Origin of the sequence: Amycolatopsis suaedae (assembly GCF_004214935.1) — a bacterium.
GTDB lineage: Bacteria > Actinomycetota > Actinomycetes > Mycobacteriales > Pseudonocardiaceae > Amycolatopsis > Amycolatopsis suaedae.
In genome coordinates, this window is record NZ_SFCC01000012.1 from 69,916 (window position 1) to 95,024 (window position 25,109).

27 protein-coding genes are annotated in these 25,109 nt (G+C 72.6%); 15 read left to right on the forward strand and 12 right to left on the reverse strand.

Going from position 1 to position 25,109, the window contains the following annotated elements; genetic code table 11:
• From EWH70_RS23515 to EWH70_RS35865, 5 genes are all read left to right on the forward strand, one after another.
• Positions 1 to 321, forward strand: a complete 321-nt coding sequence (locus EWH70_RS23515) for a hypothetical protein (protein ID WP_165436398.1) — start codon at positions 1 to 3, stop codon at positions 319 to 321.
• Between the two features lie 22 nt (positions 322 to 343).
• Entirely contained in the window at positions 344 to 766 is a 423-nt protein-coding gene (gene msrB, locus EWH70_RS23520) for a peptide-methionine (R)-S-oxide reductase MsrB (protein ID WP_130477850.1), read from the forward strand.
• Between the two features lie 80 nt (positions 767 to 846).
• The gene (locus EWH70_RS23525) at positions 847 to 1,752 is read left to right on the forward strand and encodes a TIGR04222 domain-containing membrane protein (RefSeq protein WP_130477671.1); all 906 of its coding nucleotides are present in this window, start codon (positions 847 to 849) and stop codon (positions 1,750 to 1,752) included.
• Entirely contained in the window at positions 1,752 to 2,549 is a 798-nt protein-coding gene (locus EWH70_RS23530) for an MbnB/TglH/ChrH family RiPP precursor modification enzyme (RefSeq protein ID WP_205669221.1), read from the forward strand. The genes EWH70_RS23525 and EWH70_RS23530 overlap by 1 nt, the downstream gene beginning before the upstream one ends.
• Positions 2,546 to 2,890 carry an SCO6045 C-terminal-like domain-containing protein gene (locus tag EWH70_RS35865; protein WP_130477672.1) on the forward strand — a complete coding sequence of 115 codons (345 nt, stop codon included), beginning with the start codon at positions 2,546 to 2,548 and terminating at the stop codon, positions 2,888 to 2,890. The genes EWH70_RS23530 and EWH70_RS35865 overlap by 4 nt, the downstream gene beginning before the upstream one ends.
• Before the next feature lie 90 nt (positions 2,891 to 2,980).
• On the opposite strand, the gene EWH70_RS23540 is transcribed toward EWH70_RS35865, so the two are convergent.
• From EWH70_RS23540 to hemE, 4 genes are read right to left on the reverse strand one after another with little or no spacing between them, the layout of a single operon-like run.
• Entirely contained in the window at positions 2,981 to 3,163 is a 183-nt protein-coding gene (locus EWH70_RS23540) for a hypothetical protein (protein ID WP_130477673.1), read from the reverse strand.
• 11 nt (positions 3,164 to 3,174) lie between these two features.
• Positions 3,175 to 3,867: a hydrogen peroxide-dependent heme synthase gene (hemQ, locus tag EWH70_RS23545; RefSeq protein WP_130477674.1), complete on the reverse strand. Its 693-nt coding sequence runs from the start codon at positions 3,865 to 3,867 to the stop codon at positions 3,175 to 3,177.
• Positions 3,855 to 5,279, reverse strand: coding sequence for a protoporphyrinogen oxidase (gene hemG, locus EWH70_RS23550; RefSeq protein ID WP_130477675.1), 1,425 nt, complete (start codon positions 5,277 to 5,279; stop codon positions 3,855 to 3,857). The genes hemQ and hemG overlap by 13 nt, the downstream gene beginning before the upstream one ends.
• Positions 5,276 to 6,337 (reverse strand): uroporphyrinogen decarboxylase, encoded by a 1,062-nt coding sequence (gene hemE, locus EWH70_RS23555; RefSeq protein ID WP_130477676.1) that lies wholly within the window; start codon positions 6,335 to 6,337, stop codon positions 5,276 to 5,278. Before hemE ends, hemG begins: the two co-directional genes overlap by 4 nt.
• An 85-nt stretch (positions 6,338 to 6,422) precedes the next feature.
• On the opposite strand from hemE, the gene EWH70_RS23560 reads away from it, so the two are divergent.
• The 6 genes from EWH70_RS23560 to EWH70_RS23585 all read left to right on the forward strand — a co-directional run bounded on the left by EWH70_RS23560 (position 6,423) and on the right by EWH70_RS23585 (position 13,689).
• The gene (locus EWH70_RS23560) at positions 6,423 to 6,971 is read left to right on the forward strand and encodes a DUF3000 domain-containing protein (RefSeq protein WP_165436378.1); all 549 of its coding nucleotides are present in this window, start codon (positions 6,423 to 6,425) and stop codon (positions 6,969 to 6,971) included.
• A gap of 701 nt (positions 6,972 to 7,672) precedes the next feature.
• Positions 7,673 to 8,389 (forward strand): response regulator, encoded by a 717-nt coding sequence (locus EWH70_RS23565; RefSeq protein WP_130477677.1) that lies wholly within the window; start codon positions 7,673 to 7,675, stop codon positions 8,387 to 8,389.
• Positions 8,390 to 8,457: 68 nt separating this feature from the next.
• Positions 8,458 to 9,693 (forward strand): ribonuclease D, encoded by a 1,236-nt coding sequence (locus EWH70_RS23570; RefSeq protein WP_240687176.1) that lies wholly within the window; start codon positions 8,458 to 8,460, stop codon positions 9,691 to 9,693.
• 43 nt (positions 9,694 to 9,736) lie between these two features.
• Positions 9,737 to 10,291: a GNAT family N-acetyltransferase gene (locus EWH70_RS23575; protein ID WP_130477678.1), complete on the forward strand. Its 555-nt coding sequence runs from the start codon at positions 9,737 to 9,739 to the stop codon at positions 10,289 to 10,291.
• Positions 10,292 to 10,393: 102 nt separating this feature from the next.
• On the forward strand, positions 10,394 to 11,584 hold the full coding sequence (locus tag EWH70_RS23580) for a thiolase family protein (protein ID WP_130477854.1): 1,191 nt from the start codon (positions 10,394 to 10,396) through the stop codon (positions 11,582 to 11,584).
• Positions 11,581 to 13,689: a 3-hydroxyacyl-CoA dehydrogenase NAD-binding domain-containing protein gene (locus EWH70_RS23585; RefSeq protein ID WP_130477679.1), complete on the forward strand. Its 2,109-nt coding sequence runs from the start codon at positions 11,581 to 11,583 to the stop codon at positions 13,687 to 13,689. The genes EWH70_RS23580 and EWH70_RS23585 overlap by 4 nt, the downstream gene beginning before the upstream one ends.
• 83 nt (positions 13,690 to 13,772) lie before the next feature.
• Here the strand turns inward: EWH70_RS23585 and EWH70_RS23590 are convergent, their stop codons facing one another.
• The 7 genes from EWH70_RS23590 to EWH70_RS35870 are packed head-to-tail and all read right to left on the reverse strand — an operon-like array spanning position 13,773 to position 19,049.
• On the reverse strand, positions 13,773 to 14,156 hold the full coding sequence (locus EWH70_RS23590; protein ID WP_240687177.1) for a type II toxin-antitoxin system VapC family toxin: 384 nt from the start codon (positions 14,154 to 14,156) through the stop codon (positions 13,773 to 13,775).
• Between the two features lies 1 nt (position 14,157).
• The gene (locus EWH70_RS23595; protein ID WP_130477680.1) at positions 14,158 to 14,454 is read right to left on the reverse strand and encodes a type II toxin-antitoxin system Phd/YefM family antitoxin; all 297 of its coding nucleotides are present in this window, start codon (positions 14,452 to 14,454) and stop codon (positions 14,158 to 14,160) included.
• 43 nt (positions 14,455 to 14,497) lie between these two features.
• A complete protein-coding gene (locus EWH70_RS23600; RefSeq protein WP_130477681.1) occupies positions 14,498 to 15,322 on the reverse strand; it encodes an aldo/keto reductase in 825 nt (274 codons plus the stop codon).
• Positions 15,323 to 15,343: 21 nt separating this feature from the next.
• The gene (locus EWH70_RS23605; protein WP_130477682.1) at positions 15,344 to 15,715 is read right to left on the reverse strand and encodes a hypothetical protein; all 372 of its coding nucleotides are present in this window, start codon (positions 15,713 to 15,715) and stop codon (positions 15,344 to 15,346) included.
• Between the two features lie 28 nt (positions 15,716 to 15,743).
• Complete coding sequence (locus tag EWH70_RS23610) at positions 15,744 to 16,880, reverse strand: sensor histidine kinase (protein WP_130477856.1); 1,137 nt, start codon at positions 16,878 to 16,880, stop codon at positions 15,744 to 15,746.
• Complete coding sequence (locus EWH70_RS23615) at positions 16,880 to 17,551, reverse strand: response regulator transcription factor (RefSeq protein ID WP_165436379.1); 672 nt, start codon at positions 17,549 to 17,551, stop codon at positions 16,880 to 16,882. Before EWH70_RS23615 ends, EWH70_RS23610 begins: the two co-directional genes overlap by 1 nt.
• Positions 17,552 to 17,597: 46 nt before the next feature.
• Positions 17,598 to 19,049: a PucR family transcriptional regulator gene (locus EWH70_RS35870; RefSeq protein ID WP_205669223.1), complete on the reverse strand. Its 1,452-nt coding sequence runs from the start codon at positions 19,047 to 19,049 to the stop codon at positions 17,598 to 17,600.
• Positions 19,050 to 19,152: 103 nt separating this feature from the next.
• Between EWH70_RS35870 and EWH70_RS23630 the strand changes: the two genes are divergently transcribed.
• From EWH70_RS23630 to EWH70_RS23645, 4 genes are read left to right on the forward strand one after another with little or no spacing between them, the layout of a single operon-like run.
• Positions 19,153 to 20,592, forward strand: a complete 1,440-nt coding sequence (locus tag EWH70_RS23630; protein ID WP_130477684.1) for a sodium:solute symporter family protein — start codon at positions 19,153 to 19,155, stop codon at positions 20,590 to 20,592.
• Between the two features lie 13 nt (positions 20,593 to 20,605).
• The gene (gene speB, locus EWH70_RS23635; protein ID WP_165436381.1) at positions 20,606 to 21,559 is read left to right on the forward strand and encodes an agmatinase; all 954 of its coding nucleotides are present in this window, start codon (positions 20,606 to 20,608) and stop codon (positions 21,557 to 21,559) included.
• Positions 21,560 to 21,561: 2 nt separating this feature from the next.
• Positions 21,562 to 23,205 (forward strand): thiamine pyrophosphate-binding protein, encoded by a 1,644-nt coding sequence (locus EWH70_RS23640; RefSeq protein ID WP_130477685.1) that lies wholly within the window; start codon positions 21,562 to 21,564, stop codon positions 23,203 to 23,205.
• An 8-nt stretch (positions 23,206 to 23,213) separates the two neighbouring features.
• A complete protein-coding gene (locus tag EWH70_RS23645; RefSeq protein ID WP_165436382.1) occupies positions 23,214 to 24,617 on the forward strand; it encodes an aminobutyraldehyde dehydrogenase in 1,404 nt (467 codons plus the stop codon).
• Here EWH70_RS23645 and EWH70_RS23650 read toward each other — a convergent pair.
• On the reverse strand, positions 24,614 to 25,039 hold the full coding sequence (locus EWH70_RS23650) for a hypothetical protein (RefSeq protein ID WP_130477686.1): 426 nt from the start codon (positions 25,037 to 25,039) through the stop codon (positions 24,614 to 24,616). The two genes, EWH70_RS23645 and EWH70_RS23650, sit on opposite strands and share 4 nt — an antisense overlap.
• Between the last annotated feature and the right edge of the window lie 70 nt (positions 25,040 to 25,109).

Below are 25,109 nucleotides of genomic sequence, written 5' to 3' on the forward strand. Positions count from 1 at the left end.
ATGGCCTACCGTTGGGACATGGCCGACAGACGTTCCGAGGACGAGCCGCATCCGCGGTTCCACGACGACCTGGTCGGGCTCGATCCCCACGACCCCGAGGCCCGCGCGTTCGCCGAACACCTGGACCGCGTGCAGCGCTGCGACCCCGCCTACACGGTGGAGGCCTCGATCGACGGGGTGGGCGACTTCGCCCGCTCCAGCCACCGGGCCGGTGGCCTGCGCTGGTGGGTCGCCGTGGTCGTGGTGGTGCTGATCCTGTTCGGCGTGCTGGTGGCGTCCTGGGACATCCTGGTCCGGATCAGCCAGTGGCTGGCGGGGTAGCCTGGACAGGGTGAAGCACAGCATGAAGCCCGTGGTCGGAGCCACCCCGAAGGTGGTCAAGTCCGAGCAGGAGTGGCGGCGGCAGCTGTCGCCGGAGGAATACGCGGTGCTGCGCGAGGCAGGCACCGAGCGCCCGTTCACCGGCGAGTACACCGACACCAAGACCGAGGGCGTCTACGAGTGCCGGGCCTGCGGCGCCGAGCTGTTCCGCAGCGACACCAAGTTCGAGAGCCACTGCGGCTGGCCGTCGTTCTACGCGCCCAGCGAGTCCGACAACGTCCTGCTGCGGGAGGACCGCAGCATGGGCATGGTCCGCATCGAGGTGCTCTGCGGTACCTGCCACAGCCACCTCGGCCACGTCTTCGAGGGCGAGGGCTACCCGACGCCGACCGACCAGCGGTACTGCATCAACTCGGTGTCCCTGCGCCTGATCCCCAGCCCCTAGGGTTTCTGTTCGATCTCGCCTGGCCCACTGTGACGCTCGCGCCCGTATCGTAACGTCATACGTGCCAGGGGAGGTGCGCGATGAACGGCAATCCGTGGGGCCTGTCCGGTCCCGAATTCCTGTGGATCTACGCGGGACTGCTGATCCTGCCCGCGCTGGCCGGGGCCATCGCCGTGCGGCGGCTCCGGTCGGCGAACCGGCAACCACCGGACCACCTGCCGGTCTACCACCTGGCCTACCTCACCGGCGGGCCGTGGCGGACGGCCGAGACGGCGATCGCCGCCCTGCTGGAAAGCGAGCACCTGCGCATCGACAGCAGCAGCAGGCTGTACAAGACCGGCACCCGCCGCCCGACCGACCCCATCGAGCGGGCGGTCTTCGACACCGTCGGCTCGGCGAGCAGCCGGACGGTGGCCTCCGTCGTGGACGCCGCGATGTACACCGGTTCGATGACCCAGCTGCGGGTGGAACTGGAGAACGCCGGGCTGCTGGCCAGCGAGACCGGCAGACGGCGTATCTGGCGGTTCGTGACCGCCGCCTACGGCGCCGTGCTGGTGCTGGGCATCGTCCGCGCGGTGGCCGGCACCTCGGCCGGGTATCCCATCGGATATCTGGTCCTGATGATGGTCGCGGTGGTCGTGGCCGGTGCGCTGACGCTGTGGCTGACCAGGCGGCGGCCGTCGCGGCCCACCGAGGCGGGGTGGCGCGCCCGGGACGGGGCCGCGGCGCTACCGGAGGGGCCGGTACGGACCGTGCTGATCAGCGGCCTGACCCGGCACCCCGACCGGGAGATCCGGGTGGCGATGCGGCTCAGCAGACCGCGGGTCATCCGGCGGCCCGCGCATCCCGGCGGTGGCTACGCGGCCCACACACCCTTCTTCCTCGCGGGCGGCTCGCAGTGCAGCTCGGTCGGCGGCGACAGCGGGGGCGGCAGCAGCTGCGGCGGCGGCGGTGGTGGTGGCTGCGGCGGCGGGGGCAGCGCCTGATGCGGCTGGGCGTCGGCATCGGCTGGCGGCACGAGATCGACCTCAGCGTCGCCGGGCTGCCCGGGGTGGACTGGGTCGAGGTGGTCGCCGAGAACCTCGACCCCGGCAACCTGCCGGACTCGCTGACGCGGCTGCGCGAGCGGGGCACCCCGGTACTGCCGCATGCCGTGTCGCTGTCGCTGGGCGGTGCCGACCCCCTGGACACCGCACGCGTCGAGCACCTCGCGGCCGTCGCGGCGGCACTGGACGCGCCGCTGGTCAGCGACCACGTGTGCTTCGTCCGGGCGGGTGGACTCGACTCGGGTCATCTGATGCCGCTGCCCCGCACCAGGGCGGCACTGGACGTGCTGGTGGACAACGTCACGCTGGCCCAGTCGATGCTGGACCAGCCGCTGGCGCTGGAGAACATCGCGGCGCTGCTGGAGTGGCCCGGCGCCGAGCTGGACGAGGCACGGTTCCTCGCCGAGCTGACCGACCGGACCGGCTGCCTGCTGATCGTCGACGTGGCCAACCTGTACGCCAACGCCCGCAACCTGGGCACCGACCCGGAGCGGTTCCTCGACGAGCTGCCGCTGGAGCGGGTGGCCTACGTCCACGTGGGCGGCGGCGTCGAGGAGGACGGCGTCTACCACGACACCCACGCCCACCCGGTTCCGCCCGCGGTGCTGGAACTGCTGCGTGAGCTGCGGTCGCGCACCGAGCCACCGGGCGTGCTGCTGGAACGCGACGACCACTACCCCACCGACACCGAACTGGCCGCCGAGCTGGCCGCGATCCGCGCGGCGGTCGGCTGGTGACCGGCCGCGAGCGGCTGGCACGGGAGCAGGCCGGGCTGCTGCGTGCGCTGCTCGCCGGCGGGCCGGCCCCGGCCGGGTTCGACCCGGGCCGGCTGGCCACCGAGGCGAGGTCGCTGCGGGCCAAGCGGCGCCGGGTGACCGCGCTGCTGCGCCCGGACGTCGCGCACTACCTCGGTGAGCGGTTCACGCCGCTGTTCCACCGCTGGGCCGCCGATCACCCGAAGGCCGCCGGGACCCGGGCCCGGCAGGACGCCGAGGACTTCGTGGCGTGGCTGCTGGAGACCGGCGAGCTGCCCCGTCCCCGGCGGAGTCTGCTCAGCCGGGTCTTCAGGGCAGGTTGACTGCGCCTGTGTCACCGCCGGGGGACCGACAGTCGTCGCCAAAGCTCGTGAAGGCCACCTTCACCACGTCTCACGTAGTGAAGGTGGCCTTCACGAGCCCGTTGCGTCCCGTACGGCCCGGATCTCCGCGTTGACCTCCTCACGGGTCAACCCGGAGCTGGGATCACGTTCCCAGGCCGTCAGCACAGCATCGACCGCGGCGTGCTTGCGCGCCCGTCGGACGGCCGCCTCGTCGTTGTCGGCAGGCTCCCCGATCGTCCGGTTGGTGGCCATGGCGCTACCCGTCAGGGCAGATTGAGCACCAGGTCGGCGGCCGGGACGCGGGTGCCGGTGTAGAACGGGATCTCCTCCCGCACGTGCCGCCGCGCCTCGGTGGCCCGCAGGTGACGCATCAGGTCGACGATGCGGTGCAGCTCGTCGGCCTCGAACGCCAGGATCCACTCGTAGTCGCCCAGCGCGAACGACGCGACCGTGTTGGCCCGCACGTCCGGGTAATCGCGGGCCTCCTTGCCGTGGTCGGCCAGCATCTTGCGGCGCTCGTCCTCCGGCAGCAGGTACCACTCGTAGGACCGCACGAACGGATAGACGCAGACGTACTTGCGCGGCTCCTCCCCGGCGAGGAACGCCGGGATGTGGCTGCGGTTGAACTCGGCCGGCCGGTGCAGCGCGACCTGGCTCCAGACCGGCAGCGACGCCCGGCCGAGCGGGGTCCGGCGAAAGCCCGTGTAGGCAGCCTGCACCTGCTCGATCTCCTCGGCGTGCCACCAGATCATGAAGTCGGCGTCGGCCCGCAGCCCGGCCACGTCGTACACGCCGCGCACGACGACGCCCTTGTCGGCCAGCGCGTCGAGGTACTCGGTGGTCTCCTGCGCCGCCGCCCCCCTGTCCTCGGGCAGCACCCCGGGTTCGACCTGGAAGACCGACCAGGCGGTGTAGCGGATCGTGTCGTTGAGTTCCTGGTAGTTCAGCCGCGCCATGCCCCCATCTTGGCACTGCCGGCGAGGTGGGCGGCGGCCGCGTCCGCCGTCGCCACACAGGCCGGGACACCGACCCCGTGCAACGTGGCGCCGGTCACGGCCAGACCCGGCAGCGCGGCCACGGCCGCCTCGACGCGCGCGATCCTGGCGGCGTGGCCGGGGCCGTACTGCGGCAGCCCGCCGCCCCACCGGGTCACCACGGTGTCGACGGGCGCCGCGGTGATACCGGTCAGCTCGGCCAGATCGTCCAGGACCAGGCGGACCAGCTCGTCGTCGTCGGCACGCAGCGCACCCGGCTCGCCGAACCGGCCGACCGAGCCACGCAGCAGCACCGCGTCGCCGGAGTGGTGGGCCCACTTGCGGGCGGAGAAGGTGAACGCCTTGGCGGCGAACGGCCTGCCGTCCGCCCTGCGCTCGGACGCCCCGATGAGCACCCCGGAGGCGTCGGGCAGCTCCGTGCCCGGCGGCAGCGCGATCCCGACGACGGCCATCGACGCCAGCTCGACCTCCCCCAGCGCCGCGGCGGCGTCCGGCGCCACCGGCTCCAGCAGGCGGCGCGCGGCGGGCGCGGGCACGGCCAGGACAACGGCGTCGGCACGCAGCACGGGCTCGGCCGGCGCGTGCGCCGTGGCCGCGGCGCCGAGGTCGAGCGCCCAGCCGTCCGGCTCGCGGCGCAGGCCCCGCACCGTGGTGTCCAGCAGCACCCGTGCGGCCGAGGCCTCGGCCAGCCGGGCGATCAGGGCGCCGAGCCCGCCGGTCAGCGTGCCGAACACCGGCGCACCGCTCGGAGTGGCAGGCACCAGGCCGGCGGCGGCCGCCGTCAGCGACCGCGCGCCGCGCTCGACGGCGGTGGCCAGCGCCGGCAGCACGGCCCGCAGTCCCAGGCCGTCCGCCCCCCCGGCGTACACCCCGCCGAGCAGCGGATCGACCAGCCGGTCCACCAGCTCGTCACCGAAGCGCTCCCGCAGCAGCGTGCCCAGCGCGACGTCGCCGTCGGGCAGCCGCACGGGCGGCAAGCCCGATTCGGCTTCGACGGCCCGCAGCCCCGCACCGGACAGCACCCCGGCCAGGTCTCCTGCGTCGGCGGGGACGCCCATCAGGGTGCGGCGTGGCAGCGCCACCACGCCGGTGCCCGCCCGCACGGTCGCCCTGGCATCGGTGGGATGCGCCAGCTGGTCACCCAGCCCCAGCTCGCGGACCAGGTCGACGGCTTCCGGGCGGCGTGCCAGGAACGCCTCGGCGCCCACGTCGAACGGCCGTCCGGCCAGCTCGCCGGTCCGCAGCTTGCCGCCCAGCGCCGACGTCGACTCCAGCACGGTGATCCGGGCGCCCTCGCCGAGCAGGCGGCGCAGCCGGTAGGCGGCGGCCAGCCCGGAGACACCGCCGCCGACGACGGCGACCCGGGTGGTCATGCGCCCAGGGAGTGCACCAGCTCGACGACCCGCGTCAGCACCTCCGGGTCGGTCTCCGGCAGCACGCCGTGGCCGAGGTTGAACACGTGGCCGTCGGCGGCGCGGCCCTCCCCGACGATGCGCCGCACCTGCGCCTCGATCACCGGCCAGGACGCGAACAGCACCGCCGGGTCCAGATTGCCCTGCACCACCGCACTGCCGCCCAGCCTGCGGACGGCCTCGTCCAGCGGGATCCGCCAGTCCACCCCGACCACGTCGGCGCCCGCCTCGCGCATCGCGGGCAGCAGCTCACCGGTGCCGACGCCGAAGTGGATGCGCGGCACGCCCGCGTCGGCCAGGCCACCGAGCACGGCCGCCGAGTGCGGCAGGACGAACTCGCGGTAGTCGCGTTCGCTCAGCGCGCCGGCCCAGGAGTCGAACAGCTGGACGGCGTCCACCCCGGCGGCGAGCTGCGCGCGCAGGAACGTGAGCGCGACGGTGGCGAGCTTGCCCGCCAGCGCGTGCCAGACGTCCGGCTCGGAGTGCATCAGCGCCTTGGTGCGCTCGTGGTTGCGGCTGGGGCCGCCCTCGATCAGGTAGGACGCGAGGGTGAACGGCGCCCCGGCGAACCCGATCAGCGGCGTCGCGCCGAGCCGGTCGACCAGCAGGCGGATGCCGTCGGCGACCGGGCCGACCTGGGCCGGGTCCAGCTCCGGCAGCGCGTCGACGTCGGCGGCGGTGCGTACCGGCCTGGCCACGACCGGCCCGGTGCCGGCGACGATGTCGATGTCCAGGCCTGCGGCCTTGAGCGGCACCACGATGTCGCTGAACAGGATCGCCGCGTCGACGTCGTGCCTGCGCACCGGCTGGATGGTGATCTCGGCCAGCATCTCCGGGTCGAAGCAGGCGTCGAGCATCGGAACGCCCTCGCGCAGCGAGCGGTACTCCGGCAGCGACCGGCCCGCCTGGCGCATGAACCACACGGGGATCCGGGACGGGGTGCCGCCGCGGGCGGCGACCAGGAACGGCGCGTCGGGCAGGGCGCGACGGGCGGCGACGGGAGCGGGTGAGGAGGACATCACCGGCCATCGTGCCACGGTCACGGCTGCCGCCGATCGGCGCGTCAGCCCACTGCGTACCGGGGTGTCGCCGTAGAGTCGGGTGGTGACCGCGATGACGCACGCACCCGAGCTGTTCCGTGAGGCCGTCGCGGCTCTGCGGTCGGTGCGTACCCGGCCGGAGATCGCCCTGGAGGTGATCCGGCCGCCGCAGCGGCTCGCGCCGTACTCCTTCGCGCTGAGCTGCGAGGTCACCGGTCCCGGCGACGTGGGCGCCTCCGGGCGGCTGGTGCTGCTGCACGATCCGGACGGGCAGCAGTCCTGGGACGGCGTGCTGCGGCTGGTCGCCTACGTGCGGGCCGAGCTGGACCGCGAGCTGGCCACCGACCCGTTCCTGCCGGAGGTCGGCTGGTCCTGGCTGACCGACGCGCTGGAGACGTCGGGGGCGGCGTGGAAGGCGCTGGGCGGCACGGTCACCGAGACGTCGTCGGCGCGGTTCGGCGACATCGCGGGCCCCGCCCACACCGACGACCTGGAGCTGCGGGCGTCCTGGACGCCGGTGGACGCGGCACTGCGGCCGCACGGCAAGGCGTTCTGCCAGATGATGGCCAGCGTGGTGGGCCTGCCGCCGGTGGGCGTGACGCTGTTCGGCTAGTGCCCTGCGCCGGAAGTCCGGTGCCTGAGTCGGCGAGTCCAGGTTTTCGCTGGCAAGGCGCCGGTTCGTCCTCGTACTGGACCGTACTCGGGCGGACCGGCAACGCCGTCGGCGGAAAGCTGGGCCCGGCGAATCAGACAGCGGACTTCCGACGCTGGGCACTGGCGTCAGGGCGAGTGACCAGGCGGCTCTCACGATGCGCGAACGCCGTGCCCCGTTCGTGAGCAGTTGATCATTACCGACGGCTACTACTCCATACGGCCGTTCGGGTCCTGGCGAGCGCTCCAGCGGACTGTTGGCCTACCGTCAACCCTCAAGTGCGAGTAGAGACTTCGCCGCTCGCGATCCCTGCCGTGGCACCGATTTTGATCTTGAAGCGGACTCCGGAGAGCGCACGCGCAGCTGCTGAAAGCGCCTGCACGCACCGAATGCACAACCGGTTCAGACCACTCAACCTCTGTTCATCGCCCCCGCTCAGGCTTCCGTTAGCCACTCGCCACGTACTACCCCGATCGTGTGACAACAACGCCGGTGAGTAACTACTCGATTGGGATACGTACCCGTTCGAACGCCCCATTGACGCTCAGGTCCGGCTACAGTGCCTTCGACGACACCACTTTCGGTCTAAAGCTGGCGCGGCTGATTGGCCGAAGGTCCCGGTGCCGGTCGGGGGGCACGACCGACTCCAGGGAGGTAGTGACGTGGCTACCGTCGGCTTATCTCAGGCCGTCCGTTCCACGCCAGCCGGTGCTTTGCCGGCGAGCATGGTTCCGCATCCGCGGGAGGAGCTGTTTTCCGTGCTGGTGGTCGATGACCACCCGCTGCTGAGGGAGGCAATAGCCGCAAGACTCGCACAGATGGGTGCGGGCACCGTTCACGAGGCCGCATCGGTGGCCGAGGCGAGGGCGAGGGCAACGGCCACCGGGCCGTGCGACCTGGCCATTCTCGACCTCGGGCTGCCCGATGGCAGCGGCATCGAGCTGGTTACGGAGCTCCGTAGCCATGGCTGGCCTCGGGTCGTGGTGCTCGCTTCCTCAGACGATCCGTACGCCGTGCGGTCGGCCTTCCAGGCCGGCGCCCAGGCGTACCTGTTGAAGTCCGCGTCGCCGGTGGTGGTCACCGACGGCGTACGGCGGGTGCTCGAGGGCGGCGTGTACGCCGACCCCAGCGTCGCTCCTGTTCTGGCCACCGGCACGAGGGTCGCCGGCACCGACAACACCCCGCGGGAACTGTCCGCGCGGGAGGTCGAGGTGCTGCAGCTCGTCGCCGACGGCCAGTCCAACAAGGAGATCGGCGAGGAGCTGAGCCTGTCCGCGCTCACGGTGAAGTCTCACCTGTCGCGGATCGGGCGCAAGCTCGGCACCGGCGACCGGGCGCAGATGGTCGCGTTGGCCATGCGCGCGGGCGTCATCCGCTGACAGAGACGACGAACCCGGCGGGACGGGCTGACCAGGCGCGGCTTGCCCGTCCCGTAGGGTTCATCTCCGTGGACGACAACGCGGGTGAGGAGATCGACCCGGCGGAGCCGACACCGCTCACCGAGCCGGTGGAGGGCACACCGCCGGTGATCAGCGATGCCTCGGCGCTGGCCGAGGCATGTCAGCGGCTCGAGGCTGCCCACGGCGCGATCGCCGTGGACACCGAGCGTGCCTCCGGTTACCGGTACTGGCCCAAGGCCTACCTGGTGCAGCTGCGCCGGGACGGCGCCGGCACGTTCCTGGTCGACCCGGTGGCACTCGACGGCGAGCTGGCGCCGCTGGCCGCCGTCGTCAACGACGCCGAGTGGGTGCTGCACGCCGCCTCGCAGGATCTGCCCTGCCTGGCCGAGCTGAACCTGCATCCGCCGTCACTGTTCGACACCGAGCTGGCCGGCCGGCTCGCCGGCTACGACCGGGTCGCCCTGGGCACCCTGGTCGAACGGCTGCTCGGGTACCGCCTGGAGAAGGGCCACAGCGCGGCCGACTGGTCGCGCCGCCCGCTGCCCCAGGACTGGCTCAACTACGCGGCGCTCGACGTCGAGCTGCTGATCCCGCTGCGGGAGAAGCTGGAGGCCGAACTCGACAGCCAGGGCAAGCTCGAATGGGCCCGCCAGGAGTTCGAGGCCGTCCGCACCGCCAAGCCGCCGGGCCCGAGGGCCGAGCCGTGGCGGCGGACGTCCGGCATCCACAAGATCCGCAGCCCCCGCGGGCTCGCCGCGGTGCGCGCGCTGTGGGAGCTGCGTGACGAGATGGCCCGCAAGCGGGACCGGGCGCCCAGCCGGGTCCTGCCCGACAGCGCGATCGTCGCCGCCGTCACGGCCGACCCGAAGACGGCGGCCGACCTGCAGAAGCTGCCCGTGTTCAGTGGCCGGGTCCAGCGCAGGTACGCCTCGACGTGGATGCGCCCGCTGCAGGCCGCCAAGGCCCTGCCCGCCGCGGAGCTGCCCAGCCCGGCGCCGCCCCACGACGGTCCCCCGCCGCCCAACCGCTGGGCCGACAAGGACCCGGACGCGGCGGCCCGGCTGTCGGCCGCGCGGGCCGCGCTGACGAAGATCGCCGAGCACCACCAGTTGCCGGTGGAGAACCTGCTGTTGCCCGATCTGGTGCGGCGCACCTGCTGGCGGCCACCGGCGGAGCCGGGTGCCGAGGGCGTCGCCGAGGCCCTGCGGACCGGTGGCGCGCGCCCGTGGCAGATCGAGCTGACCGCCGCCGCCCTCGCCGCGGCCCTGGCGGCCACCGCCTGAAAACCGGTCGCCCCGGGCCGGACGGGCTGGTTGGCTTGCGGGCGTGACCTCGATCTGGACCGGTGAGAAGGTGCGCCTGCGAGGCGTCGAGCCGGAGGACTGGCGGGCGTTCCAGCGCTTCGACGAGTATTCGGCCGACATGCGCAGCGTCGACATGCTGCACCCGCCACGATCGGCGGCCGGTTACCGGCGGTGGGCGGAGGACACCGAGGCCCGTGAGGGCACCGACGACGAGTTCCTGCTCGTCATCGAGTCCCTTGTGGACAACACGGCGGCCGGTTCGGTGTCGACCCACGACACCGACCAGCGGGCCGGCCGGTTCAGCTACGGCATCGCCGTCGGTCACGAGCACAAACGCCGGGGCTACGCCGCCGACGCGGCCGTGCTCGTCCTGCGGTACATGTTCGGCGAGCGGCGCTTCCACAAGTGCGAGGTCGGCGTGTACGCGTTCAACGAGGCCTCGCTGGCGCTGCACCGCAAGCTCGGCTTCCAGGTGGAGGGCACCCTGCGCGAGCACGAGTTCTTCGCCGGCCGCCGCCACGACCTCGTGCTGCTCGGCCTCACCGCCGGCGAGTTCGCGTCCTACCACGGCATGTGAGCCACTCGACAGGGTAGACCCCCTGGTTACCCATCGGTAACTTCCGCTATGGTCGGCCGTGGAGCACGATTCCACGACCGAAGGAGCACACCCGTGTCAGCAGTGCGCAACGTGGCGTTCGTCGAGGGGGTGCGCACACCGTTCGGCAAGGCCGGCGACAAGGGGATCTACGCGAACACCCGCGCCGACGACCTCGTGGTCAAGGTCATCAGGGAACTGCTGCGCCGCCACCCCGGCCTTCCGCCGGAGCGGATCGACGAGGTCGCCGTCGCGGCCACCACGCAGACCGGCGACCAGGGCCTGACCATCGGCCGCACCGCCGCGCTGCTGTCCGGGCTGCCGAAGTCGGTTCCCGGCTTCGCCATCGACCGGATGTGCGCCGGCGCGATGACCGCCGTCACCACCACCGCGAGCGGCATCGGGTTCGGTGCCTACGACATCGTCGTCGCGGGCGGCGTCGAGCACATGGGCCGCCACCCGATGGGCGAGGGCGTCGACCCCAACCCGCGCATCATCGCCGACAAGCTGGTCGACCCGACCGCGCTGGTGATGGGCCAGACCGCGGAGAACGTGCACGACCGCTACCCGGAGATCACCAAGCAGCGCACCGACGCCTACGCCGCGCGCAGCCAGGAGCGCTACGCCGACGCGGTCAAGGCGGGCAAGATCGGCCCCGAGCTGGTCCCGGTCGCCATCCGCCACCCGGAGCTGGGCTGGGGCCTGGCCACCGAGGACGAGCCGCCGCGCCCGGGCACCACCGTCGAGCAGCTGGCCGGCCTGAAGACACCGTTCCGCCCGCACGGCCGGGTCACCGCGGGCAACGCGGCCGGTCTCAACGATGGCGCGACCGGCGCGATCCTCGCCGAGGAGGGCGTCGCCCGCGAGCTGGGCCTGCCGGTCGGCATGCGGCTGGTCGGCTACGCCTTCGCCGGCGTCGAGCCCGAGGTGATGGGCATCGGCCCGGTCCCGGCGACGGAGAAGGCGCTGCGCCGCGCCGGCCTGTCCATCTCCGACATCGGCCTGTTCGAGATCAACGAGGCGTTCGCCGTGCAGGTGCTGGCGTTCCTCGACCACTTCGGCATCGCCGAGGACGATCCGCGGGTCAACCCGTGGGGCGGCGCGATCGCCTGCGGCCATCCGCTGGCCTCGTCCGGTGTCCGGCTGATGACCCAGCTGTCGCGGCAGTTCGCCGAGCGGCCCGACGTCCGCTACGGCATCACCACCATGTGCATCGGCATCGGCATGGGTGGGACGGTCATCTGGGAGAACCCCGCGTGGGAGGGCGACAAGTGATCACCGCAGAGCAGGCGAAGGCCGCGTTCCCGGACGAGGTCGTGACCAGGGCCGTCACCCGGCTGGTCACCGTGCCGGGGCTGGACGGGCAGGTCGCGCTCATCACCCTGGACAACGGCCACGACCACACCCGGCCCTCGACGTTCGGCCCGCAGAGCCTGGTGAGCCTGAACGCCGCCGTCGACGAGGCGGTCGCGGCCGGGCCGGTGGCCATCGCCGTCACCGGCAAGCCGTTCGTCTTCGCCGTCGGCGCCGACCTGTCCGGTGTGGAGCAGGTGTCCGACCCGGAGCTGGCCCGGCAGATCGCGCAGACCGGGCACGACGTGTTCCGGCGGTTCACCGAGTCGGCCGTGCCGACCTTCGCCTTCGTCAACGGCGCGGTGATGGGTGGCGGGCTGGAGCTGGCGCTGTCGTGCCACTACCGGACGCTGTCGGAGAACGCGGCGGCGATCGCGCTGCCCGAGGTGTTCCTCGGCCTGTTCCCCGGCTGGGGTGGCACGCAGCTGCTGCCCAACCTGATCGGGCCGGACGCCGCGGTGACGGTGATCATCGAGAACGCGCTGAACCAGAACAAGATGCTCAAGCCGGCGCAGGCGGGCGAACTCGGCATCGTCGACGAGGTGTTCGGCTCGGCCGACTACCTGGAGCAGTCGCTGCTGTGGCTGGCGAAGGTGGTCCGCGGCGAGATCACCCCCCAGCGTGCCGAGATCGACCGCGGCGCGGGCTGGGACGCCGCGATCGCCCGCGCCAAGTCCATTGTGGACGGCAAGACGAAGGGCGCCTCCCCCGGCGCGGCCAAGGCCGTCGAGCTGCTGGAGCTGGCGCGGGCCAACGACCTCGACCGCGGCTACGCCGCCGAGACCGACGCGCTGGCGCAGCTGCTGATGGACGACACGCTGCGGGCCGGGCTGTACTCGTTCAACCTGGTCAACAAGCGGGCCAAACGGCCCGCCGGGGCGCCGGACAGGTCGCTGGCGCGGCCGGTGAACAAGGTCGGCATCGTCGGTGCCGGGCTGATGGCCAGCCAGCTCGCGCTGCTGTTCGTGCGCAGGCTCAAGGTGCCGGTGGTGCTCACCGACATCGACCAGGCCAGGATCGACAAGGGCGTGTCCTATGTGCACGGTGAGATCGACAAGCTGCTGGGCAAGGGCAGGCTGTCTGCCGACGAGGCCAACCGGCTGAAGGCGCTGGTGTCCGGTTCGCTGGACAAGGCCGCGTTCGCCGACGCCGACTTCGTCATCGAGGCGGTGTTCGAGGAGCTGTCGGTCAAGCAGCAGGTGTTCGCCGAGGTCGAGCAGCACGTGGGTGAGCACGCCATCCTGGCGACCAACACCTCGTCGCTGTCGATCACCGAGATGGCGTCGAAGCTGGCGCATCCGGAACGGGTGGTCGGGTTCCACTTCTTCAACCCGGTGGCCGTGCTGCCGCTGCTGGAGATCGTGCGGGGCGAGCGCACCGACGACGCCGCGCTGGCGACGGCGTTCGCGGTGGGCAAGCAGCTGAAGAAGTCGAGTGTGCTGGTGTCGGACGCGCCGGCGTTCGTGGTCAACCGGCTGCTGACCCGCTTCCTCGGCGAGGTGCTGGCCGCCGTCGACGAGGGCACGCCGTTCGAGGTGGCGGACAAGGCGCTGGACCCGCTGGGCCTGCCGATGAGCCCGCTCACGCTGCTGCAGCTGGTCGGGCCCGCGGTGGCGCTGCACGTCGCGGAGACCATGCACCAGGCGTTCCCGGACCGGTTCGGCGTCAGCGAGAACCTGACCCGGTTCGTGCAGGCGGGCAAGACCGCCGTGTGGCAGTGGGACGAGAAGGGCAACCAGACGATCGACCCGGAGGTCGCGGCCCTGTGGCAGCAGGGCGACAGCCCGTCGACCGCCGAGCAGCTGCGCGAGCGGGCGCTGGCCGCGCTGGCGCAGGAGGTGCGGATCATGCTCGACGAGGGCGTGGTCGCGCAGGCCCAGGACATCGACCTGTGCCTGATCCTCGGCGCGGGCTGGCCGTTCTGGCTCGGTGGCATCACCCCGTACCTGGACCGCTGCGGTGTGTCCGAGCGGGTCAACGGCAAGGCGTTCCTGGCGCCCGGCGTGGCGAGCGTGCCCGCGGCCTGACGCTCGCGGCCCGGCCGAAGCTCGTGAAGGCCACCTTCATTACGTGAGACGTGGTGAAGGTGGCCTTCACGTGTTCGCGGGGATCAGACCTCGATGATCTCGACCAGCCGCTCCAGACCGGCGAAATCCTTGCCGTTTCGGGTGACCAGCGGCAACGAATGCGCAGCCGCGGTCGCCGCGATCTGCAGGTCCATTCTGCGCGGCCGCGGATCGCGGCCGATCTGGCGTACCAGTGCGCACAGGACGCCGTACAGTTTCGCGGCCTCGGTGGTGAACGGCAGGACGTCGAATGCGTCCAGGATCGCGCGGAAACGCTCGTCACGCCGATGACGCTCCAGCGGATCGCTCGTGTCGAGACCCGAAGCCAGTTCCGCGACCGAGATCGCGCTCAGCAACGGCACCGCGTCGCCCAGAGGTCCCGGGTCGATACGCTCCAGATCGATCACCGTGCACGTGTCGAGCAGCACCTCAGCTTGCCGGGGCACGGCGCTCCCAGGGGTCCACAGGCACGTCAGCGCCGAAGACTTCGTCGTCGGCTTCCCGTTCCTTCCGCCACAACTCGGTATCCACCGGCGGCAATTGCCGGAAAGCCGCTTGAAGTTGGCGAATGGTCAGCCGCGTTCGCCGCCTGTCCGCCTGATGCGGCACCACGTCCGCGATGGGCTTGCCGTTGCGAGTGACCGTGAAGCTCTCGCCGCGTTCGACCCGGCGCATGATCTCCGCGTTGTCGTTGCGCAGCTCGCGCTGCCCGATGGTCTCGGCCATGCTACCAGTGTAGCTAACCATACGGTGAAATGCTACAGATGTGCTACGACCCCATGGTGTCCGGGTCGGGGCCGGTGCGCTCGGCCCGCTCCAGCGCCGCGAAGCCCGCGATGTCGTGCTGGTCAAGCTCGAAGTCGAACACGTCGATGTTGGCCGCGATGCGCTCCGGGGTCACCGACTTCGGGATCACCACGTGCCCCAGCTCGATGTGCCAGCGCAGCACCGCCTGCGCCGGGGTCTTCCCGTGCTTCTCGGCGACGGTGCGCACCACCTCGTGCTCCAGCAGCGCTCCCCCGCGGGCCAGCGGCGCCCACGCCTGGGTGGCGATCCCCTTGCTCTCGTGGAACGCCCGCAGCCGCGCCTGCTGCATCCGCGGGTGCAGCTCGACCTGGTTGACCGCGGGCACCACGCCGGTCTCCGACATCAGCCGCTCCAGGTGCGCCCGGGTGAAGTTGGAGACGCCGATCGCCCGCACCCGGCCGTCGGCCAGCAGCCGTTCCAGCGCCCGCCAGGTCTCGACGTAGCGGTCCAGGGCCGGCTGCGGCCAGTGGATCAGGTACAGGTCGACGTAGTCCAGGCCCAGCTCGCCCAGGCTGGTGTCGAACGCCCGCAGGGCGGCGTCGTGGCCGTGGTCGGTGTTCCACAGCTTCGTGGTGATGAACAGTTCCTCGCGGGGCAGCCCGCTGTTGCGTACCGCCAGGCCGACGCCGCGCTCGTTGCCGTACAGCGTCGCCGTGTCGACCGCGCGGTAGCCGGCCTCGAACGCGGTGTGCACCACCCCGGCGACGTCGGAGTCGGGCACCTTGTACACCCCGAGCCCGAGCACCGGCATGGACACGTCGTTGTTCAGCTTCACCGCAGGGACCATGCCGCGATCGTAACGGCGACACTAGGCCGGGGCAGCGAAGCGCACGAAACCCGCGATACGCGGGGAGATCGTGACCTCACCGACCGCCGAGCGCACGCCGTCGGCCACGTCGGGGTCCGGTTCGCCGAACACCTCGAACGTTTCCACGGTGCAGTACTCCATCACCTCGCGGATGTAGGGGTCGGCGAGCTTCCAGTGCGTGCGGACCGCCTCGGAGTCCCGGTAGAGCTGGAAGCTGTGCGCGAGCATCCGTTCCTCGTCGACGAAGGTCTGCACCATCAGCTGCGGCCCGTGCCGCTGCGCGAAGTCCACCGCCCGTTCGATGGCGGCGCGGAAGCCCTCCAGCTGGCCGTCGTTGATGCGCATGGTGTTCCGGAAGAGCAATGTGTTCATGAGCCCAGCCTGCTACCTCGACCTTGGTTCAGGTCAAGGCCGGCAGGCGCACCGCCACCGACAGCCCGCCGCCGACCACCGGCTCGGCGGTCACCACGCCGCCGTGCGCCTGCACCGCGGCCCGCACGATGGACAGGCCCAGCCCGGCACCGTGCCGGGCGGTGCGGGCGACGCCGGAGCGCCGGAACGGTTCGAACAGCTGCCCGACGGTCTCCGGATCGACCAGCCCGCCGGACGACCGCACGCCCAGCAGTGTCCACTGTGGATCCTGGCGTACCAGGACCTCCAGCCAGCCGCCGTCGACGTTGTGCCGCACGGCGTTCTCCAGCAGGTTGCCGGCCACCCGCTCCAGCAGCGCCGGATCGCCGACGGTACGCGCGGAGGCGACCTGCAGGTCGGTACGCAGCCCGCGCCGCCCGGCTTCGGCCCGCACCGCACGCCACGCGCTGGCCACGACGTCGGCCAGGTCGACCGGCTCCCGGACGACCAGCCCGGCACCGTCGGTGCGGGCGAGCAGCAGCAGCGACGACACCAGCTGCTCGGCACGCTCGGTGGCGTCGCGGACCACCCCGGCCATGCGGCGCAGCTCGGCCTCGTCGGCCTGTTCGTCGGCCAGCGTGACGTCCAGTTCGGTACGGATCACCGCCAGCGGCGTACGCAGCTCGTGCGAGGCGTTGGCGACGAACCGGCGCTGGGCGTCGAACGCCACCTGCAGCCGGTCCAGCATGGCGTCGAACGTCTCGGCCAGCTCGGCGAGTTCGTCGCGTGTGGACACCTCGCCGATGCGCTCCCCCATCGACTCGATCGACAGTCGCCTGGCCGTGCCGGTGATGTCGCGCAGCGGGCGCAGCACCCGGGAGGTGGCCGCCCAGGCCAGGATGGCCGTCGCGGCGACGACGAAGCAGAACGCGGCCGTGCCCGCCAGCAGCACCCGGGTGCGGGCCTGGTCGCGCAGGTGCTCGGCGAGCACCCCGGCGTCGACGTCCAGGCCGTCGACGCGGACCGTGGTGCCCGGCGGCATCTGCGGTACGGCGGCGACCGAGTCGCCGACCAGCCGCCAGGTCAGCCACAGCAACACGAGACTGACCCCGGCGGCGATCCCGGTCGCGAGCAGCGTGATGCGGGCGCGCAGGCTGCGCGCCGGGAGTCCGCCGGCGCGGCCGATCACCCTCGGCCGGCGCCGGGCACGCGATAGCCCGATCCCACCACGGTCTCGATGATCCCAGGTTCGCCGAGCTTCTTGCGCAGGGTCATCACCGTGACCCGCACGGTCGTGGTGAACGGGTCGGCGTTCTCGTCCCACACCCGTTCCAGCAGTTCCTCGCTGCTGACCACCGAGCCACCGGCGGCGAGCAGGACCTCCAGCACACCGAACTCCTTGCGGGTCAGCTCCACCGGGCCGCTGTCGCGTTCCACCGTGCGCTTGGCCGGGTCGAGCCGCACGTCACCCGCGGTCAGCAGCGGGGGCGCGGCCGGCGTGGCCCTGCGGCCCAGCGCCCGCACCCTGGCCACCAGCTCGGGGAAGGCGAACGGCTTGGCCAGGTAGTCGTCGGCACCCAGCGACAGGCCCTCGACGCGGTCGGCGACCGCGCCGCTCGCGGTCAGCATCAGCACCCGGGTCAGCTCGCCGGAGCCGACGATCTCCCGGCACAGGTCGTCGCCGGACATCCCGGGCAGGTCCCGGTCCAGCAGCACCACGTCGTAGCGGGTGACCGTGGCCTTCTCGTGGCCCTCGTCGCCGGTGAGCGCGACGTCGACGGCCATGCCCTCCCGGCGCAGCCCGCGCGCGATCGCCTCGGCGAGTGGTTCTTCGTCTTCGACTACCAGAATCCGCACGGTTCCACGTTCCCACAGTTTTCTGAGAGAACCTGAGAAACGCGCCCTACTCCGACCAGCGCAGGGCGAACCAGAGCTCCATTCTGGACTCCGGGTCGGCCAGGTCCAGCCCGAGCGCCCGCTCGGCCAGCCGGATGCGGTGGCGCACACTGTTGCGGTGGACGCCGAGCGCGGCGGCCGTCCGGTCCCAGCTGCCGTGGTGGGCCAGCCACGTCCGCAGCGTGCGCACCAGCTCGGCGGCCCGCTCCTCGTCCAGCTCCCGCAGCGGTGCCAGCAGCGTGCCGGCGAACTCCGCGGCCCGGCCGGGTTCGACGGCGGCGGCCAGTCCCCCGCCCTCGGCGACCAGCGGCCTGCCCAGTGCCACCGCCCGTTGCTCCAGCGCGGCCAGCTCGGCCCGCGCCGCGGGCAGGCGCCCGGCGGGCGCGGGGCGGCTGGCAACGGTCAGCCAGCCGTGCGCGAGCAGCTGGTCCGTGTCGGGTGCGCGGGTCACCACCGCGGTGAACCGCGGCCCGGGGGACCGCCGCACCAGCGGGGTGCCCAGGCGGTCGCGCAGCCAGTCGTAGCCCGCCGTGACGTCGGTGGGTCCCGCGCCGTGTGCGGTGCCGGACACCACGCGGTAGTCGCCGGGGCCGAGCAGTTCGGCCAGTGGCGCCGGCTGCCCGAGTACCAGCGCGGTCACCGCCGCGCCCAGCCCCGAGGTGTCCGAACCCGCCCGCACGGCCACGCCGAACAACGCGGCCCCCACGGCGAGGATCGCGCGGTCGGTCGCGCCGAACCGCTCGCGCCTGCCGACCACGACGAGCTGCGCGGCGGTGGCCTGCGGGTAGACCGGCTGGGCGAGCACGACGGTCCCGCCGGCCAGTTCGGTGCTGGCACTGCGCGGTCCCCGGCCGCCCCGCAGCCGGGCCAGCAGCGGCTCCAGCTCGGCGGGGAACGGCACCGGGACGTCGTGCTCGGCCAGCAGCGTGCCGTCCCTGGCGACCAGGGCGACCCAGCCGGACAGCCTCCCGCCCAGCCCGCGGGCCAGTGCCGCGAGGCCGTCGGCGGCGGCGTCGGTCAGCTTCTCCCTGGCCTCGGTGACGACCCGCTGCCCGCGCTGCGACTCCTCGGCCAGCGCGACGGCGACCGCGCGGTTGACGGCCAGGAACGGCGTGTGCACCGGGATCACCAGCAGCGGCAGCCCGAACCTGGTGCACGCCTGCCGCAGCGAGTCGGGCAGGCGGTCGTTCAGCGGCGGTGTCACGCCGAACCCGAGCGCGGTGACGCCCGCGGCTCGCAGGCCCCGGACGTAGCTGTCCACCTCGGCCTGCTCGGCAGGCAGGTTGACCCCGGCGGTGAGCAGCAGCTCGTCGCCAAGCAGGTACGGCGCCGGATCCCGCAGCTCGCTGACGTGGGCCCAGCGCACCGGCAGGTCCAGTGCGCCCGGCCGCAGGGTCTCCGGCACCACCTCGACGGCGAGGTCGGCCCGGTCCACCACCGCACTCAACGGAATGGTCATATCGGCCAGAGATTACCTCAATCTGGGACGGAACATCCCATTCAGTTGATCGCGTGGCCGAGCCTACGGTGACCCGAACATCGCCATCTGGCAGGAGACCGCCGTGTTCGCTGACTACGTCGTCATCGCCCTCTACATCGCCGGCATGGTCGGCATCGGCTGGTGGGGCCTGCGCCTGGCCAAGACGAAGAGCGACTACCTGGTCGCCGGCCGCAGGCTCGGCTGGTTCATGTACTCCGGCACGATGTCGGCCGTCGTGCTCGGCGGGGCGTCCACGGTCGGCGGCGTCAAGCTCGGCTACACCTGGGGCCTGTCCGGAGCCTGGCTGGTCGTCTCCATCGGCCTGGGCATCCTGGTGCTGCACGCGTTGTTCGCCCGGCGGCTGGTCAAGCTGCGTGTGTACACCGTCGGCGAGATGCTGCACCTGCGTTACGGCGGCTCCACCTCGGCCATCTCCGGCGTGGTCATGTGGGCCTACACGCTCATGCTCACCGTCACCTCCACGCTGGCCTTCGCCACGGTGTTCAAGGTGCTGCTGAACGTGCCGGAGTGGGTGGGCATCGCCATCGGCGGCTCCATCGTGGTCCTGTACTCGGTGCTGGGCGGCATGTGGTCGATCACGCTGACCGACATCGCCCAGTTCGTCATCAAGACCGTCGGCATCCTGCTCATCCTGCTGCCGGTGGCGGTCAGCTCGGCGGGCGGCTTCGGCGGCATGCGTGAGCGCCTCGACGCCAGCTTCTTCGACTTCACCAGCATCGGCACCGAGCTGATCATCACCTACGTGCTGACCTACGGCTTCGGGCTGCTGATCGGGCAGGACATCTGGCAGCGGGTGTTCACCGCCCGCACGCCGAGGGTCGCCACGGCCGGTGGTATCGGCTCGGGCGTGTACTGCCTGGTCTACGGCGTGGCAGGCGCCCTGATCGGCGCGGCGGCCAAGGCGCTGTACCCGCAGCTGGCCAGCGCGCAGGACGCGTTCGCCACCATCGTCGAGGACCTGCTGCCCGCGGGGGTGCGCGGGCTGGTGCTGGCCGCGGCGCTGTCGGCGATGATGTCGACGGCCAGCGGCGCGCTCATCGCGTGTTCCACGGTCAGCACCACCGACCTGCTGGCCAGGCTGCGCGGGCGCCCGGCCTCCGGTGAGGACGCCGAGGTCAACCGCAACCGGGTCACCACGCTGGTCCTCGGCGTGGTCGCCGTCGGCATCGCGATGGTCGTCAGCGACGTGGTGAACGCGCTGACCATCGCCTACAACATCCTGGTCGGCGGGCTGCTCGTGGCCATCCTCGGCGCGCTGTTCTTCAGGCGGGGCACCCGGCAGGGCGCGCTGGCGTCGATGGTGGTCGGCACCGGCGTGGTGATCGTGCTGATGATCACCGAGGGCATGGAGTCCGTCGCGCCGATCTACCTCGGCCTGGCCGCGAGCCTGGTGGTCTACCTGGTGGTCAGCCTGCTCACCCCGCCCACCCCGGCCGCCGTGATGGCCGAGTGGACCCGGCGCCTGGCCGGACGGGAAACCGAAGAAACCGTTACCGCGTAAGGAGAACCGACCAGTGAACGCGCAGTCCCCGATCGGCCCCGTCGACTCGTCGAAGGTGCCGCGGTTCGCCGGGTTCGCCACCTTCGCCCGGTTGCCCAGGGCCGACGAGGTGGAGCGGGCCGACGTCGCCGTGGTCGGTGTCCCGTTCGACGCCGGAGTGTCCTACCGGCCCGGCGCCCGGTTCGGCCCGGCCGGGCTGCGGGAGGCCAGCAGGCTGCTGCGGCCCTACCACCCGGAGCTGGACGTCTCGCCGTTCGCCGCGGCCCAGGTGGTCGACGCCGGTGACATCGCGGTCAACCCGTTCAACATCGGCGAGGCCATCGAGACACTGCAGCACGAGGCCGAGGCGCTCACCGCCGACGGCACCCGCCTGGTAACCGTCGGCGGCGACCACACCATCGCGCTGCCGCTGCTGCGGGCCGCTGCCCGCAGGCACGGACCGGTGGCGCTGCTGCACTTCGACGCCCACCTGGACACCTGGGACACCTACTTCGGCGAGCCCTACACCCACGGCACGCCGTTCCGGCGGGCGTCCGAGGAAGGCATCCTGGACACCAGCGCGCTGTCGCACGTGGGTACCCGCGGGCCGCTGTACGGCAAGCGTGACCTGGAGGAGGACCGCAGGCTGGGCTTCGGCATCGTCACCTCCGGCGACGTGCTGCGCCGCGGTGTCGAGGAGACGGTGGACGCCCTGCGCCAGCGCATCGGCGACCGGCCGCTGTACGTGTCGGTCGACATCGACGTGCTCGACCCGGCACACGCACCGGGCACCGGCACGCCGGAGGCGGGCGGGATGACCAGCCGCGAACTGCTGGAGATCCTGCGCGGGCTGCGGGGCCTCAACCTCGTCGGCGGCGACGTCGTCGAGCTGGCTCCCGCCTACGATCACGCGGAGATCACCGCCGTGGCCGCCGCCCACGTGGCCTACGACCTGGTGAGCCTGCTGGCGCTGGACGTACAGGAGTGACCGTGGACCGGATCGGGGGCGACCTCGTCGTCGAGACGCTGCGGGCACTGGGCGCCGACACCGTGTTCGGCCTGCCCGGCCAGCACGCGCTCGGGCTGTTCGAGGCACTGCGGCGCGCGCCCGGCCTGACGCTGGTCGGCGCGCGGGTGGAGAACAACCTCGCCTTCGCCGCCGACGGGTTCGCCCGCGCCCGGCTCACCGCCGACCCGCACGGCCCGGTCCCGGTGACCCCGATGATCGTGTCCACCGGTCCCGGCGCGCTGCTGACGCTGGCGTCGTTGCAGGAGGCGCGGGCGGCGTCGGTCCCGGTGCTGGGCATCTCCAGCCAGGTACCGGCGGCGGGCCTGGGCGGCGGACGGCACGGCTACCTCCACGAACTGCCCGACCAGCGGGCCAGTTTCCGCGACGTCGTCAAGTCGACACACGTCGTGCGCACCGCGGCCCAGATCCCCACGGCGCTGCGCGAGGCATGGGAGTCGGCGGCGACGGCACCGTACGGGCCGGTGTGGGTGGAGATCCCGCAGGACGTCCTGCTGGCGCCCGCCACCCTGCCCGAGCTGACCTCGGTGCGGGCCGCGCCGGTGCCGCTGGAGCCGCTGCCGGAGCTGATCGCCGAGGCCGCCCGGCTGCTCGACGCGGCGGAGAACCCGGCGATCCTCGCCGGTGGCGGCGTGCTGCGGGCAGGTGCGGCCGAGCCGTTGCGGGAGCTGGCGGAGGCACTGCGCGCGCCGGTGCTGTCGACGTTCGGCGGCAAGGGCGCGTTCGGCTGGGACCATCCGCTGTCCGGCCAGTCGTGGCTGGAGGACTGGCACAGCACGGAGTTCCTCGCCGCGGCCGACGTGCTGCTGGTGATCGGCTCCGGGCTGGGCGAGCTGTCCAGCAACTACCACCGCTTCCGCCCGCGCGGGCGGATGATCCAGATCGAGGCCGACGCCGGGAAGCTGGCGGCCAACCACCCGGCGCTGGGCATCCACGCCGACGCCGGGCACGCGCTGCGGGCACTGGCCGCCGCGGTGTCCCGGCGGGATCCGGACGGGCGCGCGGAGACCGCGGTCGCGGACCTGCTGGCGGCGGTCACCGCCCGGCTGGACGCCCAGCCGCTCGACCTGGAACGCCGGGTGCTCGGCGAGGTCCGCGCGGCGCTGCCGCAGGACACACCGTCCTACTGGGACATGACGATCCTCGGCTACTGGGCCTGGTCGGCGTGGAACGCCGACGGGGCGCCGATCCACACCGCGCAGGGCGCAGGCGGCCTGGGCTACGGCCTGCCGGGCGCGCTCGGCGCGGCGGCGGCCCGGCGCGGCCCGGTGCTCGCCGTCTCCGGCGACGGCGGCGCCGCCTACGGTTTCGCCGAGCTGGCCACCGCGGTCCAGCACGGGCTGGACGTCACCTGGCTGATCGTGGACGACGGCGGCTACGGCATCCTGCGCGAGTACATGACCGGCCAGTTCGGCCGCGCCCACGCCACCGAGCTGGCCCGGCCGGACCTGGTCGCGCTCGCCCGCGCGTTCGGCGTCCCCGCCACCCTGTCCACTGTGGACACACTGCGTGCGGATCTGGCGGCGGCACTGGCCACCCCGGGGCCGGCTGTCGTGGTGCTGCCCGCGGTCCTGCGCATGTTCGAACCCACCCACCTGGACAAGTGAGGTCAGACGTGACGGTTCTCAACTTCATCGACGGCGCGGCGGTCGCGGCGGCCGGCGGCCGGACCCTGGAGCTGACCGACCCGGCCACCGGGCGGGTGTGCGGCACGAGCGCACTGTCCGGACGGTCCGATGTGGACGCGGCGATGGCTGCCGCCGGGCGGGCGTTCCGGCGGTGGCGCCGCTCGACACCCGCCGAGCGTCAGCTGGCGCTGCTGCGCATCGCCGACGCGCTGGAGGCGCGCGCGGAGGAGTTCGCCGACGCCGAGGTGCGCGAGACCGGCAAGGTCCGGTCGGTGGTGACCGGGGAGGAGATCCCGGAGTGCGTGAGCGCGCTGCGGTTCTTCGCCGGTGCCGCGCGGCACCTGGAGGGCACGGCGTCGGCGGAGTACCTGCCGGGCCACACGTCGGTGATCCGGCGTGAGCCGGTGGGGGTGTGCGCGCAGATCGCGCCGTGGAACTACCCGCTGATGATGGGCGTGTGGAAGATCGCCCCCGCGCTGGCGGCGGGCAACACCGTCGTGCTCAAGCCGGCCGAGACGACGCCGAGCACGGCAGTGCTGCTGGCCGGCGTGGCCGCGGAGTTCCTGCCGGCCGGGGCGTTCAACGTGGTGTGCGGTGACCGCGACACCGGGCGGGCCCTGGTGGCGCATCCGGTTCCGGAGCTGGTGTCGATCACCGGCTCCACCCGGGCCGGCATCGACGTGGCCACCGTCGCGGCCGCCGACCTCAAGCGCACCCACCTGGAGCTGGGCGGCAACGCGCCGCTGCTGGTGTTCGGCGACGCCGACCTGGCGGCCACCGCCGAGGGCATCGCCGGCGCGGCGTTCTACAACGCCGGCCAGGACTGCACGGCGGGCAGCCGGGTGCTGGTCGACGCGCGCGTGCACGACGCGTTCGTCGCCGAGCTGACGGCGGTGGCCGCGCGGCAGCGGCCCGGCACCGACTTCGGCCCGCTGAACAGCGCGGCCCAGCTGGACCGCGTGCGCGGCCTGCTGGAGCGGGTGCCCGCGCACGCGACCGTGCACACCGGCGGCAAGCCGTCCGGCGACCGGGGCTTCTACTTCGAGCCGACCGTCGTGTCCGGGCTGCGGCAGGACGACGAGCTGGTGCGGGAGGAGATCTTCGGGCCGGTCGTCACCGTGCAGCGGTTCGCCGACGAGGCGGAGGCGGTCGAGCTGGCCAACGGGGTGCCCTACGGGCTGGCGTCCTCGGTGTGGACCACCGACCATTCCCGGGCGGTGCGGGTGTCGGGCGAACTGGACTTCGGCTGCGTGTGGGTGAACACGCACGGCCCGCTGGCCGCTGAGATGCCGCACGGCGGCTTCGGCCACTCCGGGCACGGCAAGGATCTGTCGGCTTACTCGTTCGCCGAGTACACCCGAGTCAAGCACGTGATGACCCGGTTCGCCTAGACCGGCAGGAAAGCGGGCCACCAGGGCGGGGCGCCGCCGACGCAGACGGCGGCCGCGTGCTCGGGCAGCCACACGGCCATGCTCACCCAGACCGACCCGGCCAGGACGACGGCCGTCAGCAGGCCGCACGCGATCACGCCCGCCACCGCCGCGATCCGGCTCGCGGCGCCGGTGAACAGCGGGAACACGGCACTGAACAGCACCGTGAAGGCGACGAAGTTGCCCAGCCACAGCAGCGGCTGGACGGTGAACACCACGGTGGCCGACTCGGTCAGCGCCGGCACGCCCGTCTGGCACAGCCGCCGGGCGGCCGACACCAGGTACAGGTCGAGCCAGCACACACCCGTGCCCACGCCCGCGCCCACTACGCCGAGCGTGACGGGCAGGTGTGCGCGTTCCCGCGTCACGACACCGGCCGTCATCGACATTCGCCTCCCAGTGACACCAGCGTGTCAGTGATCAACACGATCGTGGGTCACGGGAGGGTTGCAA

Coding starts and splice junctions, on each gene's coding strand:
- EWH70_RS23530 (WP_205669221.1), top strand. CDS start 1,752: ATGCGGCTGGGCGTCGGCATCGGCTGGCGGCACGAGATCGACCTCAGC.
- EWH70_RS23540 (WP_130477673.1), bottom strand. CDS start 3,163: ATGGCCACCAACCGGACGATCGGGGAGCCTGCCGACAACGACGAGGCG.
- EWH70_RS23600 (WP_130477681.1), bottom strand. CDS start 15,322: ATGGTCCCTGCGGTGAAGCTGAACAACGACGTGTCCATGCCGGTGCTC.
- EWH70_RS23525 (WP_130477671.1), top strand. CDS start 847: ATGAACGGCAATCCGTGGGGCCTGTCCGGTCCCGAATTCCTGTGGATC.
- EWH70_RS23595 (WP_130477680.1), bottom strand. CDS start 14,454: ATGGCCGAGACCATCGGGCAGCGCGAGCTGCGCAACGACAACGCGGAG.
- hemQ (WP_130477674.1), bottom strand. CDS start 3,867: ATGGCGCGGCTGAACTACCAGGAACTCAACGACACGATCCGCTACACC.
- EWH70_RS23650 (WP_130477686.1), bottom strand. CDS start 25,039: ATGACGGCCGGTGTCGTGACGCGGGAACGCGCACACCTGCCCGTCACG.
- msrB (WP_130477850.1), top strand. CDS start 344: ATGAAGCCCGTGGTCGGAGCCACCCCGAAGGTGGTCAAGTCCGAGCAG.
- EWH70_RS23515 (WP_165436398.1), top strand. CDS start 1: ATGGCCTACCGTTGGGACATGGCCGACAGACGTTCCGAGGACGAGCCG.
- EWH70_RS35870 (WP_205669223.1), bottom strand. CDS start 19,049: ATGACCATTCCGTTGAGTGCGGTGGTGGACCGGGCCGACCTCGCCGTC.
- hemG (WP_130477675.1), bottom strand. CDS start 5,279: ATGACCACCCGGGTCGCCGTCGTCGGCGGCGGTGTCTCCGGGCTGGCC.
- EWH70_RS23605 (WP_130477682.1), bottom strand. CDS start 15,715: ATGAACACATTGCTCTTCCGGAACACCATGCGCATCAACGACGGCCAG.
- hemE (WP_130477676.1), bottom strand. CDS start 6,337: ATGTCCTCCTCACCCGCTCCCGTCGCCGCCCGTCGCGCCCTGCCCGAC.